We start from the raw sequence: 14,168 nt of genomic DNA, 5'->3' as shown, positions 1-14,168 counted from the left end.
GCGCCTGGCCGCGCGCCGGGGATCATGACAGGTTCCCAAACAGGCTCTATTGCAGCAAATAGAGCGAGAGCGTCGGCCAGAAGGTCACCAGCAGCAGGATCGCCAGCATGGTCAGAATGAAAGGCATGGCGGCCCTGGAGACCAGTTCGATCTTCTGCTTGGTGATGCCGCAGGCCACAAAGAGATTCACGCCCACGGGCGGCGTCACGAAGCCGATGGCCAGGTTGACCACCATGATCACGCCGAAGTGGATCGGATCCACGCCCACTTTGGTGACCAGCGGCAGCAAAATGGGCGTGAGGATCACGATGGCGGCCAGGGCCTCCATAAAGGTGCCCACCCAGAGCAGGAGCACATTGATCAGCAGCAGGATGGCGATCTTGTTGGCGGTCAGGTTGAGGATGGCCGAGGCAATGCGCTCTGGCGCCTGCTCCAGGGTCATCACATTGCCGAAAATAGTCGCCATGGACATCAGCATGATGATCACGGCCGAAGTCTGCGCGGATTCCACACAGCATTTCCGGAGCGAGCGCCAGTTCAGCTCGCGGTAAATGAACAGCCCCACCAGCAGGCCGTACATGGCGGCAATGGCCGCGGCCTCGGTGGGCGTCATCAGGCCGCCGTAGATGCCGCCCAGCACGATGACCGGCACAAGCAAGGCCCATTTGGCATCCCAGACGGCGGCCGTCACGCTCTTCAGGTTGCGCGGCCGGGATTCGCCGCGCCAGCCGTTTTTGCGGGCGATGACATAGGCGGTGACCATCAGGGCCAGGCCGGTGAGCACGCCCGGCGTGATGCCCGCCAGAAAGAGCTTGCCCACGGAAGCCTGGGCGGCCACGCCGTACACCACAAAGGGATTGCTCGGCGGGATCATCACGCCGATGGCCCCGGCCGCGGCCACCACCGCGGCGGCAAAGAGCTTGTCGTAGCCGCGCTCGACCATGGCCGGGATGGTCAGAGTCCCGATGGCCGCCACCGTGGCCGGGCCCGAACCGCTGATGGCCGCGAAAAACATGCAGGTGGCAATGCTGGCAAGGGCCATGCCTCCGGCCAGTCCGCCCACCAGCTCGTCGGCCAGGGCCAGCAGACGGCGCGAAAGGCCGCCCGCGCCCATGAACACCCCGGCGGCGATAAAGAAAGGAATCGCCATGATCGGGAAATTGTCGATGGAAGTAAAGGCCACCTGAGCAAGATAGTCCACCGGCAGCGTTCCCGCGCCGAGCACGGTCATCAGGCCCGCAATGCCCAGACTGAAGGCGATGGGCACGCCGATCAGCAAGAGGGCTATGAAATAGCCGAACAAGAGGGCAATGGCGTTCACATCCTCAAAAAGAAAGACCGGCGCGAACAGCAGCGCGGTGAACGCTATGCCGGCCAGGGCGTCCGGCCAGGCCGTGACGCGGAGCTGATCCGCAATGTCCTGAAGCGCGCGCAGGCTCATCAGTCCGAAGCCCAGCGGCAGGATCAGATAGGGTATGGCATAGGGAATGCCGAGCGCCGCGGTCATCTGGGGCATGGCGAGCTGCATGCGGACGTGCTCCAGGCCCTCCAGGGTCATGAAGCCGCTGAGGGCCAGCAGGCAGAGATCCACCACGATCCAGCTTATGCCCTGCACACGGGGCGAAAGCCGATCATAAATGATGTCCACCCGGATGTTGCTGCGCCGGCGGATGGCCAGGGGAATGGCCAGATAGGATATCCAGATGAAAAGATAGCGGGCCGTTTCCTCGGACCAGACCGAGAGCCCCACCCAGTTGGAGACGGTTTCCCTGATTTTGGCAACGGGCAGATACGCGCCGAACCAGGCGACAAATGCCGGGGCGTCCAGCAGCACGAGCATTTGGGTGATCGAATAACGGTAGAGCGTCTGATATGTGATGATCAGGATCATCAGGAGCAGGCCGATGACCAGAAACGGCTTTTCCAGATCCGCGTCAAGCAGACGCAAAAATTTGCGGCAGGTTGAAGACATGGCTCACTCCATGAGCTGCAGCGGTGACGCGCGGCGGTTCGCGGCCCGGACCCTTGCGGGCCGGACCGGATCTTTCCGGACGCGGGGGGGGGAGCAACGATGGATCGTCCGCCGCGCGGGGGTTCTCCGCGCGGCGGAATCAATACGGCGGGCTTATTTCTGCGTTTCGAGCACCAGCTCCACGAGATCGGGCGGCAGCTTGTCCTTGAACTTCTCCCAGACAGGCCGGGTGGCCTTGCGGAAGGCGTCAAGCTGCGCATCGTCAAGCTCCACGATCCTGATGCCGGCCTTGATGAAGCCTTCGCGCGCCTCGGCCTCATTCCTGGGGTACAGCACGCTGCGCTGGTATGCCAGGGCTTCGGCCGCGGCCTCGCGGATCAGCTTTTGGGCTTCGGGCGGCAGCTTGTCCCACCAGGCCTTATTGGCCATCATGACCTGCATGCCGTAGTTGTGGGCCGAGGTCACGGCGTATTTCAGCACTTCGTGATGCTTGGCCCCGTACATATGCGGAAAGGTGTTGCCCTCGCCGTCCACAGTGCCCTGCTGCAAGGCCGTGTACACTTCGCCCCAGGCCACGGGCGTGGGATTCATCTTCAGGATCTTGGCCACTTCCACTTCAACGGCCGAGTCCGTGGTGCGCACCTTGAGGCCCGCCAGATCCTCCACCCTGGAAACCGGGCGGTTGATGGTCACAAAGTTGCGGTAGCCGTATTCGGCGTACATGATCGGCTCAAGACCGATGCTGTTGCCCACTTTTTTGAAATATTCGCCAAGCGCGCCAGAATCAATTGACTTGTACAGCTTTTCCTGATTTTTGGGGCTGGTGATGTACGGCAGGTCAAAGACCTGATAGAGGGGAGAAAAATTGGCCATGTTCGGCGTGGAGCTGACGGCCATTTCCAGGCTGCCCTTCTGAGCGCCTTCCATCAGCACGCGGTCGCTGCCCAGGATGGCGTTGGGAAAGACCTGAACCCTGATTTTGCCGTTGCTCTTTTGCTCCACCAGCTCTTTGAATTTCTCAAAGGCCAGGGTGATGTGATTGCCCGGAGGCGTGGTGTGGGCCACCCGAAACTTGAGTTTCGGGCCGTCGTAGGCCGGCGCGTCAGCCGCCAGGGCCGGTCCCGCCAGCAGGGAAAGCGCGGTCACGAGTCCCGCGGCAAGGGAAAACATCCTGTTCATGGCAACCTCCTGCCACTTTTAGAGTTACGGCGCGAAACAACGCCCTTGCAAGGCACATCCTCCTGGAGCATTTTTGATTGAAAATATTCATTTTCAATCACTTCGCTGCCATCATTTCGCGTCCAGGCTTCAGCCGTTGCGACGAAGGAAGCTACGGATGGAGACAGCAATTAGAGCATTTTGCTTTTGAAATTATTCAATTTCAAAAGCGGCGCTGCCATCATTTCCCCGCAAGCGGGACAAGCGCCTGAAAAGCGTGGTTTTCAGGCTCATTCGGCGCGGGCATCTCCTGCCCGGATCGTGAAGCCCGGCATTTTTCTCAGTGTGTACTTTTACGCACAAGCCCACATCCGGCCAATCATCCGCGGTGGTAATTTGCAAAAAAAGAGGCGAAAATACGGGATGCAGGTAGCCCGCCAGGGCATATACCTCAAAGGATGATACATTCATCCCATTGAAATATAAAAAAATAATATGTATTATCCTTGTACGGCGCAAAATTCCCTTCATGCCGGCGACCGCGTCATGCAGGACTTTTTTTTCACAGAACAGGGAGAAAAGGGGCATGCACGCGCGCTGAGCGCCGTCATGACTGCGAGGTACAGCTTGAAAGAGCTCCGCTATATTTTGGGTGCGGGCTGCCTGAACGCCTGGCTCTGGCTGACGTTCCGGGGCTACGGAGACATGGAGCCCCTGCTTTTCAATGATGAGTTCGGACGCCTGTTCGCGGTCCTGCCCGGCGCGGCCGCGTCCCTTTTGCTGATGGGCCTGTTCAGGGCACAGCTGCGCCGCAAAGGCGCTCTTAACCGGCTCTGGATCGCGGGCAGCGCCTGCCTGATGCTTCCGGCTCTGGCGGGCCTGGATATTCCCCTGTTTTCCGGCCCGCTCGCGGGCATGTCGCTCAGCCTGCCCGCGGGCTTCGGCTTTGCCGCGGGCTTTATGGTTCTGGGCATGGGCGTGGCCGGGCTGTCGCGCCTGGGCACATTGATTGTGGTCAGCGGCGGGATCATTATCAGCCGCTCCCTGATCCACGGCATGTTGACCCTGCGCCCGGACAGCCTTTTTCTGCTGCCCGTGGTCTTTGCTCTGGCAGCCAGACTCCTGCTGGAAGCGCCTGAAAATTCTGAACCCGATACCGGGGACGGCGCGGGCCAGCCTGGCTGCAAGCCCGGCTGGACGTTTGCGGGCGCGCTGTGGCCGATATACCCCGTTTACGCGCTGGCCGGCGTAAGCCACGGCCTGTACTACAGTCTGCTGGCCGTCATGGAGCCGCTGCTCCCGCGGCCCAAGCCGCATTTGCTGCTGATCGCGGCACTGAGCTGCCTCATATCGCCGCTCTGCATCCATCTGGCGCGCCGGGCCTCCATCTGGCGGACCATTCTGCTCATGGGCCCCCTGCTGGTGGTGGGCTACACGGCCTGGCCCCTGCTGCACCGCGAATCTCCGGCCCTGTCCCTGGACAGCCTGCATTTCGCCTACACGCTGCTCGGCGTGTACAGTTACGCCACGCTCTTCTTTGCGGCCTCGCGTCTGAAGCAAAGCGGCGAGGGCAACGGCATCCGGCTGATCGGCTTTGGCGGGGCAACCCTCCTGTTCAGCCTGCTGCTCGGCACATATGCCCTGCCCGGCATCCGCACCAGTCTTTCCCACGGCACCACGGTCAATTATCTCTTTGCCTTTCTGGCCGTTACCATTCTGATTTCCAGCTTTGCCTTTGTCTTTCTGCTGGAGCGGCTCGTTTTCTGGGCTTCTCCCCGCGATGGCCGGGAAACGCGCCCCGCCTTCCTGCCTCTGGAAAACGCGCCCGCAGCCATGCAGGCCCTGACGTGTGAAAAAGAGAAAAAACCGGAAGATGAAGGCGGCATGCCGTCCGAAACGCTCAGTCTGGAGCAGTGCGAACGGATTTTCCGCGCCCTGGGCCTGACCCGCCAGCAGGCTCTGGTTGCAGCCATGCTGGTCCAGAAACACCAGGACGTGGAAATCTGCGGCAGCCTGAACATCTCTCAGAGCACCCTGAAAACGCACATCAGGAATATTTTACGGCGGCTGAGCATCAACAGCCGCCACGAACTGCCCTGGCTGGTCTGCCGGGCGGCGGACAGCGCACAAAACAGGACGTGAGCCCAGGCGCGTCGCCTGCGCCGGACAGACGCGGCTTCTGCGTCCACTGCGGCGGCGCTGCCCAGGCGTTGCCCCAAGCCGTGGTCCTGGCCGGGACTGCTGCGGCTTGACAGGAGAGATGCAGTACATATTTTATATTCTATACTGGCAACGCGTTTATTTCAGCGACAGAGAAACGGCGTTGTTATACCATGCGCCGGAGACAAGCTGAAATCTATCCAGGGCCCCGGCAGAATGTCGGGGTCTTTTTTTACAGTGACGTTGCCATGAACCAGAGAACCGGAACCCGTCCACGGCTTCCGCAAGATATGAGGAACAAAGAATGAACGCTTCAGTCAATACATCCGATACGACGAAAACAACGTCCAGATCCCAGACCATGAAGAAAAAAACCGTCGCCCGCGCCGCGGATAAGGGTATGTCTCATTCCGCGCAAAAAAACATGTCGGATATGGGCGAGAAAGCGCAAAGCATGGCCGGCGACAACGCCCGGGAATCCACGAAGGATATGAAGAGCAGAACGCGTCAGACAGGCAGCAGCCTGAGCGAAAAGGCCCGCAAAAGCGGCAAAAGCATGGAAAGCGGCGCTCGTCAGGCCAAAGACTCCATGAGCGATGCCTTTCACGACGTCAAAAGCAGCGTGAAAGACAAGGCGCATGAGCTCAAAAATTCCCTGAAGGACATGACCCGCTAAGCCGCCAGGCGCATCAGCCCGGATACGAAAAAATCCCTGACGCTCCTGCCGGACGCCGGGGCTTGCGCGTGCACGGCTGATCTGCGCTGCAACAGCGGGAATGTTGTACCCATCTGACCCAAGGGCTTGTGAGGCTCCCGCAAGAACCTCACAAGCCCTTGCCCGTCATAGAGCATATTGCTTTTAAAACGCCCTAAAACCTGGCCGAAACCTGAAAAAAGCAGCGGGATCGCCGGGCCGGCTTATTTTTCAATCCAGGAAAGCAGGGCGTCAACAATCTTGCGGGCCTGTTCCGCGCTGGAAATGGTGAACTTGGATTGCTGGCGGTACTCGCCGCCGGATTTTTTATAGCGACGGATCACATATTTCTCCGGGCCGTAGTCATCGGTTTCCGGCCGCCATTGTTGATAGCGGAACAGAATCGTGGTCCAGGCGCCCTTGCTCAACACCACCTTGTCGATCTCTTTGATCAGGATCTGGCCGTTTTCCTCATACTGCACAGTGAGATCATCAATGGTCTCGTTCAAAAAACTTCCTCGCACTCCGCGCGGCCGGGCCGCCTGGCCCCCGCGCTGTTAAATGTGGATCCGCATACGGCGCAAAACACCGGAAAGGGTGGCGGCTCCTGCCGGACATGACGGTCAGCGGGGAACGTCTGCCTTGAAAAGCCGGCATTTCCAAAGCCGTCAGCTTCACCAGAAAAATGCCAGGCTGCCGATGATGTGGCGGCAGGCCTGCTCCGCGCCGGTCTGCTGCGGCGCTGATGCGCCTCAGACCCCGCTGTAGTTGGCCAGAATCCCCTTGACGTCCTCAGGCAACTGAGGGTGCTGCAACTGCATGGTCGCCGGGCCGGGGCCATAGAAGTCGGCCTTGGTCCGGGCCGCGGCGCTCATGGCCATCAGGTTTTCGGCCAGAGTCAGCTCCTGGCGGTTGTTCAGCTTCTGCCCCAGCATGGTCAGGACCTGATCCGTGGTGGATACGGGTTTGATTGTGGGCATATGCTCCATAGGGGGCCTCCTTGTCTCAAACATTTTCCGGTGTAGCGCGGCCGCGTGGGCGCAGAATCATGCCTGCAATAAACTCACGGGAAAAAATCTGTTCTCCGGCCCGCAAGGCCGCGCCGCGCGGAGGGCGCGCCTGCTCGGACTGCCCTGCGCGGGGAGTTTCACACCGCTGACGCTCCAGAGACTAAAGTACAGATTTCAGCGCCATCCCGCAAGATTCCATCCGTGCGTCGGCGAAAAACCCGCAGGGCGGCAAAACGCTCTGCCGGGCGCGTCGCCGTTCACCGCACGCGCCAAAAAAATTCGCCCCGGCACGCCTGAGCCGGCGGTCTGAAGCGGCCGGAAGACGTTCATGGCCGCAGGAGCATCAGCGCATAGCGCTCAACCGGGGCCAGATCGTCGGTGAGCGGCGCAATATCCCGGTCCACAGGCCGGAGATGCCTGGCGCGCAGCATGGCGGCCAGCTGTGGGGGCACAGGCGGGCTTTCCCCGTCCGGGGCCATCTCCCGCCCGCTTTCGGGCCGTTTTTCCGCAAAGGCCACGAGCATAAGGTTCTGCACCTCGGCAGGCCGCTCCGGCCGCCCCACGCAAAAAACGCGCACATCCGGAAAAGCCGCGGCAAGAGCCTGGTAAATGCCCCGGAACAGACGCCCGTCCTCGCCTTCCACCGCGGAAATGAGATTCATCAGCAGCGCGCCGCCCGGAGCCACAGCCCGGCGCAAGGCCTGCGCGGCCTCCTGCGTGGCCATCTGAAAGGGCACGGAATAATGCGAGTTGAAAACATCCACAAAAACCAGATCATAGCGGCTTTTCTGCCGGTTCAGAAAAGCGCGGGCGTCCTCATGCAGCACGGTGAGCCGCGAATCCTGCCGCAGGCCGAACCAGCGCCGCGCCGCCGCGGTCATGGCCGGATCAAGCTCCACCACGGTCAGGCGCAGATCCCGGCCTCCGGGACCGCCGGGCGCGTGCGGGCGCGCCCGCCCGGCCAGCAGCCACTTGGGCACCGAATAGCCGCCCCCGCCGAGCATCAGCACGCTTTGCGCCTTGGGCACGAAATAGGGACCCAAAGCGTAAAAACGGGTGTACTCGAAATAGAGTTCGTCCGGCGCGTCCAGATACATGCCGGACTGGCTGTAGCCGGGATCCGTGGCCATCAGGCGCACCCGCCTGTTGCCCTCGGCCGGATCCAGGCCCTCGCTGATCCGAATGTTGTTGTAGGGGCTTTCCAGCATGACGCCCCGCCCGTTGCGCGCCAGCCATTGCCTGTAGAGCGTGTTCTGCCAGGCCAGCAGAACGCAGAGCGCCAGCAGAAGCAGCCGCAGCAGCGGCCTGCCCGGCGCGTTGCCCAGAGAAAGCAGCAGCATGCAGATGGCCGCGCCCCAAAGAATGATGGTGCTGGAAAAAAAGGAGATCAGCACAAAGCCGCCCAAAAAGGTGCCAAGAATGCTGCCCGCTGTGGAGAGCGCATACAGTCTGCCCACTGTGGCGCCGGAAGTATCCACCCGGGCGATGCGCAGGCGGATCACATAGGGCGTGATCATCCCGAAAAAAAAGGCGGGCACGGCGAAAATGCCCGCAGCCGCGGCCACGGCCGCCAGATAGAGATTGCCGATGGCCGAGGTCACGCCCGCGCCCACCGCCGTATGGCAGAAGGCCGTCAGGCCGCAGCCGGCTCCGGCCCCGGCCAGAGCCTGGCCCAGGCCGGCGCGGGAAAGCCTTTTATCGGCCCGGCGCCCTCCGGCCCAGGCTCCCAGGGCCAGGCAGGCCAGCACCACGCCGATCAGGCTGGTCCAGACAACGGCCGACGTGCCCACATGCGGGGCCAGCACCCGCGCGCCCACCATTTCCAGCACCATGACCAGAGCCCCGCTCAGAAAAACCGTCAGTTCAAGCATCAATCATCCTCATGGTCTTATCCGGGAGCACGCTCGCGCCTGCCCGCGAAAAAATCGCGCAGCAGCGCGGCGCAGGCTGCGGCCCGCACGCCACCCATCTGCCAGACCCGGTGGTTGCAGGGCGCGGCATCCAAATACTCGGCGCGGGAAACCACGGCCCCGGCCAGGGCGTCGGCCGCGCCGAAAACCAGCCCGGCCAGGCGGGCGTGCGCCAGGGCCGCCGCGCACATGGCGCAGGGCTCCAGGGTGACCACCAGCACGCAACCCGCAAGGCGATAATTGCCCAGCGCCGCGCCCGCGGCGCGCAGAGCCAGAATTTCGGCATGCGCCGTGGGATCGTGCAGACTGACCGGCGCGTTGCGCGCGCGGGCCAGGATGCGCCCGTCGGGCCCGGCAATCACGGCGCCCACCGGCACTTCGCCCGCGCGGCCGCCCTCGGCCGCCGCTTCCAGGGCCAGATCCATGAGTCCTTCCCAGGTATGCCCGGACGGCGGGGCCGGCACAGGCCCCGCAGCCTCGAAAACGCGCGGCAGAACAAGCGTCATGTCACGCCTCATCGGTCCATTCGGTGTGAAGATCGCGCAGCCGGCGGCCAGTCCCCCGAAACGTTATGCAGTACGGGGTACTGGTGCGCTTCACGCGGCACTAGAGGATAATGATCTTGCACAGATGGTTGACCACTTCCTCGGGCGTGTCGCAGACCGTGACCAGTTTCTGGATCTCGGCCTCCTGGATAAAGCCCCCCGCGACCATGCTGTGGCGCAGCCATTCCAGAAAGCCGCTCCAGTAGCGCGAATCATACAGAATGATCGGAAAAGGCCGGGTGCGGCCGGTCTGAGCCAGCACAAAGGCCTCGGAAAGCTCGTCGATGGTGCCCATGCCGCCGGGCATGACCACATAGGCCATGGCGTATTTCACGAACATGAACTTGCGGATGAAAAAATAGCGGAAATTGCAGCGGGTTTTTACATAGTTGTTGCAGCCCTGCTCGTGCGGCAGATGGATGTGCAGGCCCACGGACTCGCCCCCGGCCTCGCTGGCCCCCTTGTTGGCCGCCTCCATGATGCCCGGGCCGCCGCCGGTGATGATCCCGAAACCCGCCTGCACCAGCATGTGCGCGATCTTTTCCGCATCCTGATACTCCTGCATGTCCGGCGTGCAGCGGGCCGAGCCGAAAATGGAAATGCAGTTGCTCTTCAGGGCGTTGAGCTGGTCCAGGGCCGTGACCATTTCCGCCATGATCCTGAACGTGCGCCAGGATTCGGTTGTCACGGAAGTCAGATCGTCCACAATATTTTGTCGTAATTCAGGCATGATTGCTCCTTGGGGCGGGGACGCGCCGCGGGCGCGCCTGTTTTTCGCTTCGGCCAGTATATGTGCGCGGCCGGGCAAAGGCAATGCGTTCCAGGGCCGCGGCAAAACCCTGCGATTTCCCCGGCATGCGCCTGCCCCGACCCGACGCGGGGCTTGCGCTTGGCCGCGATGACAGGCATAGTCGTACGGAAAAAACGCCCGTTCCGGGCCGCACTTCCGCAAAGGAGATGCCATGAAGGTTCAATTTCTGGGCGCGGCGCAGACCGTGACCGGCTCCTGCTACATGATCGAGGTCGGCGGCACGCGTTTCTGCGTGGACTGCGGCATGCACCAGGGCAACAAGGCCATTGAAGCCCGCAACCGCGAGGCCGGAATCTACGAGCCCGCCGGCATTGACTTCATCCTGATCACCCACGCCCATATAGACCATTCGGGCCTGCTGCCCCTGCTGGTCAAAAACGGCTATGCCAACCCCGTCTACTGCACCAGGGCCACGGGCGAGCTGCTGGAGATCATGCTCCAGGACAGCGCCCACATTCAGGAAATGGAAGCCCAGTGGGAAGCCAAAAAGTACGAGCGCCGCGGGCTCAAAAACCCGCCTCTCGCGCTGTACGGCATGGAAGACGCCCAAAAAGCGGCCACCCTGTTTCAACCCGTGGACTACCACAGGACTTTCGAGCCCGCGCCGGGCATCCGCGTGACCTACTATGACGCCGGGCATATTCTGGGCTCCGGCTCCCTGCGCATCGAGGCCGAGGAGAACGGCAAAACCACCAGCCTGATCTTTTCCGGCGACATTGGCCGCCCCCAGTCCCTGATCGTGCGCGATCCGGAAAATCCGCCCGTGGCCGATTATGTGTTCATGGAATCCACCTACGGCGACCGCAATCATAAAAATGAAAGCACGAGCACCGAGGAGCTGGCCGAAGCCATCGCCTACAGCCACAGCCGCGGCGAAAAGGTGATCATCCCGGCCTTTGCCGTGGAGCGCACCCAGGAAGTGCTCTACTGCCTGCACATTCTCAACAAACAGGGCAAGCTGCCCGCGGACATGCCCGTTTTCGTGGACAGCCCCCTGGCCATCCGCGCCACGGAAGTCTTTCAGCGCCACCGCGAGCTTTTCGACGAGGACGCGCGGGCCCTGCTGAACGACGGCGAAGATCCTTTTGCCCTGCCCCATCTGCGCTATACCATGAGCGCCGAGGAATCGCAGGCCATCAACAGCTATCAGGGCCCGGCCGTGGTCATTTCAGCCAGTGGCATGTGCAATGCCGGGCGGATCAAGCATCACCTCAAGCACAATATCTGGCGGCCCGGGGCCAGCGTGGTCTTTGTGGGCTACCAGGCCGTGGGCACGCCGGGCCGCAAACTGGTGGAGCGCGCCGCAAAGATCACGCTCTTCGGCGAGGATATGGAAGTGGCCGCGCGCATTTTCACCATCAACGGCTTTTCGGGCCATGCCGGGCAGAGCCAGCTGCTGGACTGGGCCGCCCCCCTGGCCCGGGACGGCGCGCACATCGTGCTGGTGCACGGCGAAAATTCGGCCCAGACCACGCTGGCCGGGCTCATTGAGCAACGGTTCGGCATCCGGCCCCTGATTCCCGCCTATCTTGAGGAAATGGTCCTGGAGGGCCGCCAGGTGGCCCGGACCGTGCTGCATGAAGGCCAGGCGCACCCCAGGGTGGACTGGACTTTTCTCACCGGCGAGCTGGAGCGCAAGTGGGACATGTTCAAGGGCAAGCTGGCCGATGTGGAGCAGCGCCCCTGGGTGGAGCAGACCGAACTGCAGGAGGCCCTGGCCAAGATGGATTACGCCATGACCCGCCTGCTTTCGCGCATGTAGGCGCGGCCCGGCATCCTGCGCGACATTCAACCGGATGGGAGCCGCCATGCGGATCATTGCCGGCAGATTGGGCGGCCGCGTGCTGAAAACCGTGCAGGGCGAAGGCTACCGTCCGGCCATGGGCAGAACGCGCGAGGCGCTTTTTTCCATGCTTGAGGCCCGGGGCCTGCACTGGCACGGCACGCGCGTGCTGGATCTTTTCGCGGGCAGCGGCAGCCTGGCGTTCGAGGCTCTGAGCCGGGGCGCGCTCTCGGCCCTGCTGGTGGAAAACGCGGCCCTGGCCGTGCGCTGCCTGCAACAAAACATCGCGGATCTGGGCCTTGCGGAGCAGGCCCGGCTGCTCAGGGAGGACGTGGCGCGCCTGCTGCGGCGACCGCCCATTGAGCCCTTTGATCTGGTCTTTATGGATCCGCCTTACCGCAAAAATCTGGCCCAGGCGGCCTTGCGCGCCCTGGCGGAAAACAACTGGCTGGCTCCGGGCGCCCTGGTGAGCGCGGAGATCGAAAAAGATCTCACACTTGCCCCGCCGCCCGCCCTCAACCTGCTGGCTGACCGCCTCTTCGGGCAGACCCGCATCTGCATCTGGACACTGCCATGAAAACAGCATTATACCCCGGGACTTTCGATCCCCTGACCAACGGTCATCTGAGCCTGATCCGCCGCGGCTGCGAGGTTTTTGATCAAGTTCTGGTGGCCGTGGCCGACAACACGCCCAAATTTCCGCTCTTCAGCCATGAGGAGCGCGTGCGGATGGCCCGCGAAGCCCTGAAAAACGAGCCCCGCGCCGTGGTGGAGCCATTTTCGGGCCTGACCGTGGAATATGCGGCCGAGCGCGGGGCCTGCGCCATCCTGCGCGGGCTGCGCGCGGTCTCGGATTTTGAGTACGAATTCCAGTTGGCCCTGATGAACCGCCGTTTGCAACGCCACATCCAGACGGTCTTCATGATGACCGATTACCAATGGCTGTTCATCAGTTCCACCATTGTCAAGGCCGCGGCCAGCCACGGCGCGGACGTCAAGGGCCTGGTGCCGGAAAACGTGCGCCGCATGCTCATGGAAAAATACGACAAGGGCCAGGTGCGCCGGGGCACGCCCTGTCTGGCCGCGCCGCACGGCGGCTTTCGCGTGCCGGAATGAGCCTGCGGGCAACCCCGGTTCCGGCCGCGCCTCCGGCGTCCCGGCCCGCGCCCGTGATCTGTCTGGCCGGGCCCACGGGCGCGGGCAAGACCGCGGCGGCCCTGCTCCTGGCCGAAGCCCTGGACGGCGAGGTGATCAACGCCGATTCCCGGCAGGTCTATGCCGACTTTCCGCTGATCACGGCCCAGCCCTCGCCGGAAGAGCGCGCCCGCTGCGGCCATCATCTCTACGGCTTTCTGCCCGCAACGCAAAAGATCAGCGCCGGGCAATGGGCGGAACAGGCCGCGGCCAGGGCCCGGCAACTGCTGGCGCGCGGCAGGACGCCCCTGCTGGTGGGCGGCACGGGCCTCTATTTTCAGACCCTGCTGCGCGGCATTGCCCAAATCCCGCCCGTGGATCCGGCCATCGCCGCGCGCCTGCAAGCCCGCCTGGAGGCGGAAGGCGCGCCCGCGCTGCATGGCGAGCTGGCCGCGGCGGATCCGGCCTATGCGGCGCGCATCCACCCGCACGACCGCCAGCGCATCGGCCGCGCCCTGGAAGTGCTGGAGGGCACGGGCCGCCCGTTCAGCTGGTGGCACGCGAACGCCATGAGCCCCCCGCTCTGCCGGGGCCCCCTGCTGGTGCTCAATGCGGATCTGGCCTGGCTGGAGCCGCGCCTGGCGCGGCGGCTGGATCTGATGCTGGCCGCCGGCGCCCTGGACGAAGCCCGGCAGGCTCTGAGTCGCTGCGACGATCCGGCCGCGCCCGGCTGGTCGGGCATCGGCGCGGCCGAAGCTCTGGCCCATCTGCAAGGCCGCATCAGCCTTGAGCAGTGCCGCAGCCTCTGGCTGCGCAATACCCGCGCCTATGCCAAACGCCAGTTGACCTGGTTCCGGGCCCGTGCCGAGGCGATTTTTCTGCCGCCCGACGATCCCGCGGCCGTGCTGGCGCAGGCCCGGCGGCACTGGGCCTGCTGAATCGCGAAGGCAGAAAATGCCCCCTGCCGTGAAGTCCGGAAAGCCCGCGGGCG

General features: G+C 63.2%; 14 protein-coding genes. 6 read left to right on the top strand and 8 right to left on the bottom strand.

Annotation, left to right across the window (positions count from 1 at the left end):
- Positions 1–46: 46 nt before the first annotated feature.
- The 3 genes from G7Y51_RS04675 to G7Y51_RS04665 all read right to left on the bottom strand — a co-directional run bounded on the left by G7Y51_RS04675 (position 47) and on the right by G7Y51_RS04665 (position 3,718).
- Complete coding sequence (locus G7Y51_RS04675; protein ID WP_165175218.1) at positions 47–1,972, bottom strand: TRAP transporter large permease subunit; 1,926 nt, start codon at positions 1,970–1,972, stop codon at positions 47–49.
- Between the two features lie 153 nt (positions 1,973–2,125).
- Positions 2,126–3,151: a TRAP transporter substrate-binding protein gene (locus G7Y51_RS04670; RefSeq protein WP_165175217.1), complete on the bottom strand. Its 1,026-nt coding sequence runs from the start codon at positions 3,149–3,151 to the stop codon at positions 2,126–2,128.
- A 192-nt stretch (positions 3,152–3,343) separates the two neighbouring features.
- Positions 3,344–3,718 (bottom strand): hypothetical protein, encoded by a 375-nt coding sequence (locus G7Y51_RS04665; protein ID WP_165175216.1) that lies wholly within the window; start codon positions 3,716–3,718, stop codon positions 3,344–3,346.
- A 21-nt stretch (positions 3,719–3,739) separates the two neighbouring features.
- Between G7Y51_RS04665 and G7Y51_RS04660 the strand changes: the two genes are divergently transcribed.
- A complete protein-coding gene (locus G7Y51_RS04660; protein WP_206214246.1) occupies positions 3,740–5,272 on the top strand; it encodes a helix-turn-helix transcriptional regulator in 1,533 nt (510 codons plus the stop codon).
- A gap of 322 nt (positions 5,273–5,594) precedes the next feature.
- Positions 5,595–5,966 carry a hypothetical protein gene (locus G7Y51_RS04655; RefSeq protein WP_206214245.1) on the top strand — a complete coding sequence of 124 codons (372 nt, stop codon included), beginning with the start codon at positions 5,595–5,597 and terminating at the stop codon, positions 5,964–5,966.
- 242 nt (positions 5,967–6,208) lie between these two features.
- Here G7Y51_RS04655 and G7Y51_RS04650 read toward each other — a convergent pair whose 3' ends face one another.
- The 5 genes from G7Y51_RS04650 to G7Y51_RS04630 all read right to left on the bottom strand — a co-directional run bounded on the left by G7Y51_RS04650 (position 6,209) and on the right by G7Y51_RS04630 (position 10,179).
- On the bottom strand, positions 6,209–6,493 hold the full coding sequence (locus G7Y51_RS04650) for a hypothetical protein (RefSeq protein WP_165175213.1): 285 nt from the start codon (positions 6,491–6,493) through the stop codon (positions 6,209–6,211).
- A gap of 243 nt (positions 6,494–6,736) precedes the next feature.
- The gene (locus tag G7Y51_RS04645; RefSeq protein WP_241160132.1) at positions 6,737–6,964 is read right to left on the bottom strand and encodes a hypothetical protein; all 228 of its coding nucleotides are present in this window, start codon (positions 6,962–6,964) and stop codon (positions 6,737–6,739) included.
- 356 nt (positions 6,965–7,320) lie between these two features.
- Entirely contained in the window at positions 7,321–8,865 is a 1,545-nt protein-coding gene (locus G7Y51_RS04640) for a fused MFS/spermidine synthase (RefSeq protein WP_165175212.1), read from the bottom strand.
- 17 nt (positions 8,866–8,882) lie between these two features.
- Positions 8,883–9,410, bottom strand: coding sequence for a nucleoside deaminase (locus tag G7Y51_RS04635; RefSeq protein WP_241160131.1), 528 nt, complete (start codon positions 9,408–9,410; stop codon positions 8,883–8,885).
- Between the two features lie 100 nt (positions 9,411–9,510).
- Positions 9,511–10,179: a TIGR00730 family Rossman fold protein gene (locus G7Y51_RS04630; RefSeq protein ID WP_165175211.1), complete on the bottom strand. Its 669-nt coding sequence runs from the start codon at positions 10,177–10,179 to the stop codon at positions 9,511–9,513.
- A 232-nt stretch (positions 10,180–10,411) separates the two neighbouring features.
- Here G7Y51_RS04630 and G7Y51_RS04625 point away from each other — a divergent pair, with 232 nt between their 5' ends.
- The 4 genes from G7Y51_RS04625 to miaA are packed head-to-tail and all read left to right on the top strand — an operon-like array spanning position 10,412 to position 14,115.
- Positions 10,412–12,022 (top strand): MBL fold metallo-hydrolase, encoded by a 1,611-nt coding sequence (locus G7Y51_RS04625; RefSeq protein ID WP_165175210.1) that lies wholly within the window; start codon positions 10,412–10,414, stop codon positions 12,020–12,022.
- A gap of 46 nt (positions 12,023–12,068) precedes the next feature.
- Positions 12,069–12,620: a 16S rRNA (guanine(966)-N(2))-methyltransferase RsmD gene (rsmD, locus tag G7Y51_RS04620; RefSeq protein ID WP_165175209.1), complete on the top strand. Its 552-nt coding sequence runs from the start codon at positions 12,069–12,071 to the stop codon at positions 12,618–12,620.
- The gene (gene coaD / locus G7Y51_RS04615; protein WP_165066511.1) at positions 12,617–13,159 is read left to right on the top strand and encodes a pantetheine-phosphate adenylyltransferase; all 543 of its coding nucleotides are present in this window, start codon (positions 12,617–12,619) and stop codon (positions 13,157–13,159) included. Before rsmD ends, coaD begins: the two co-directional genes overlap by 4 nt.
- On the top strand, positions 13,156–14,115 hold the full coding sequence (miaA, locus tag G7Y51_RS04610) for a tRNA (adenosine(37)-N6)-dimethylallyltransferase MiaA (protein WP_165175208.1): 960 nt from the start codon (positions 13,156–13,158) through the stop codon (positions 14,113–14,115). The genes coaD and miaA overlap by 4 nt, the downstream gene beginning before the upstream one ends.
- The last annotated feature ends 53 nt before the right edge of the window (positions 14,116–14,168 follow it).

The sequence above is a fragment of the Desulfovibrio sp. ZJ369 genome (genome assembly GCF_011039085.1).
GTDB lineage: Bacteria > Desulfobacterota > Desulfovibrionia > Desulfovibrionales > Desulfovibrionaceae > Desulfovibrio.
Note: the sequence above shows the minus strand (reverse complement) of the source record. Positions and strands in the feature narration are given on the sequence as shown.

What these genes read in the sequence shown, in the direction of transcription:
- G7Y51_RS04665 (WP_165175216.1), bottom strand. Translation starts at nt 3,718, where the DNA reads ATGCCCCTTTTCTCCCTGTTCTGTGAAAAAAAAGTCCTGCATGACGCG.
- G7Y51_RS04640 (WP_165175212.1), bottom strand. Translation starts at nt 8,865, where the DNA reads ATGCTTGAACTGACGGTTTTTCTGAGCGGGGCTCTGGTCATGGTGCTG.
- coaD (WP_165066511.1), top strand. Translation starts at nt 12,617, where the DNA reads ATGAAAACAGCATTATACCCCGGGACTTTCGATCCCCTGACCAACGGT.
- G7Y51_RS04670 (WP_165175217.1), bottom strand. Translation starts at nt 3,151, where the DNA reads ATGAACAGGATGTTTTCCCTTGCCGCGGGACTCGTGACCGCGCTTTCC.
- rsmD (WP_165175209.1), top strand. Translation starts at nt 12,069, where the DNA reads ATGCGGATCATTGCCGGCAGATTGGGCGGCCGCGTGCTGAAAACCGTG.
- G7Y51_RS04645 (WP_241160132.1), bottom strand. Translation starts at nt 6,964, where the DNA reads ATGCCCACAATCAAACCCGTATCCACCACGGATCAGGTCCTGACCATG.
- G7Y51_RS04635 (WP_241160131.1), bottom strand. Translation starts at nt 9,410, where the DNA reads ATGACGCTTGTTCTGCCGCGCGTTTTCGAGGCTGCGGGGCCTGTGCCG.
- G7Y51_RS04625 (WP_165175210.1), top strand. Translation starts at nt 10,412, where the DNA reads ATGAAGGTTCAATTTCTGGGCGCGGCGCAGACCGTGACCGGCTCCTGC.
- G7Y51_RS04655 (WP_206214245.1), top strand. Translation starts at nt 5,595, where the DNA reads ATGAACGCTTCAGTCAATACATCCGATACGACGAAAACAACGTCCAGA.
- miaA (WP_165175208.1), top strand. Translation starts at nt 13,156, where the DNA reads ATGAGCCTGCGGGCAACCCCGGTTCCGGCCGCGCCTCCGGCGTCCCGG.
- G7Y51_RS04675 (WP_165175218.1), bottom strand. Translation starts at nt 1,972, where the DNA reads ATGTCTTCAACCTGCCGCAAATTTTTGCGTCTGCTTGACGCGGATCTG.
- G7Y51_RS04660 (WP_206214246.1), top strand. Translation starts at nt 3,740, where the DNA reads ATGACTGCGAGGTACAGCTTGAAAGAGCTCCGCTATATTTTGGGTGCG.
- G7Y51_RS04630 (WP_165175211.1), bottom strand. Translation starts at nt 10,179, where the DNA reads ATGCCTGAATTACGACAAAATATTGTGGACGATCTGACTTCCGTGACA.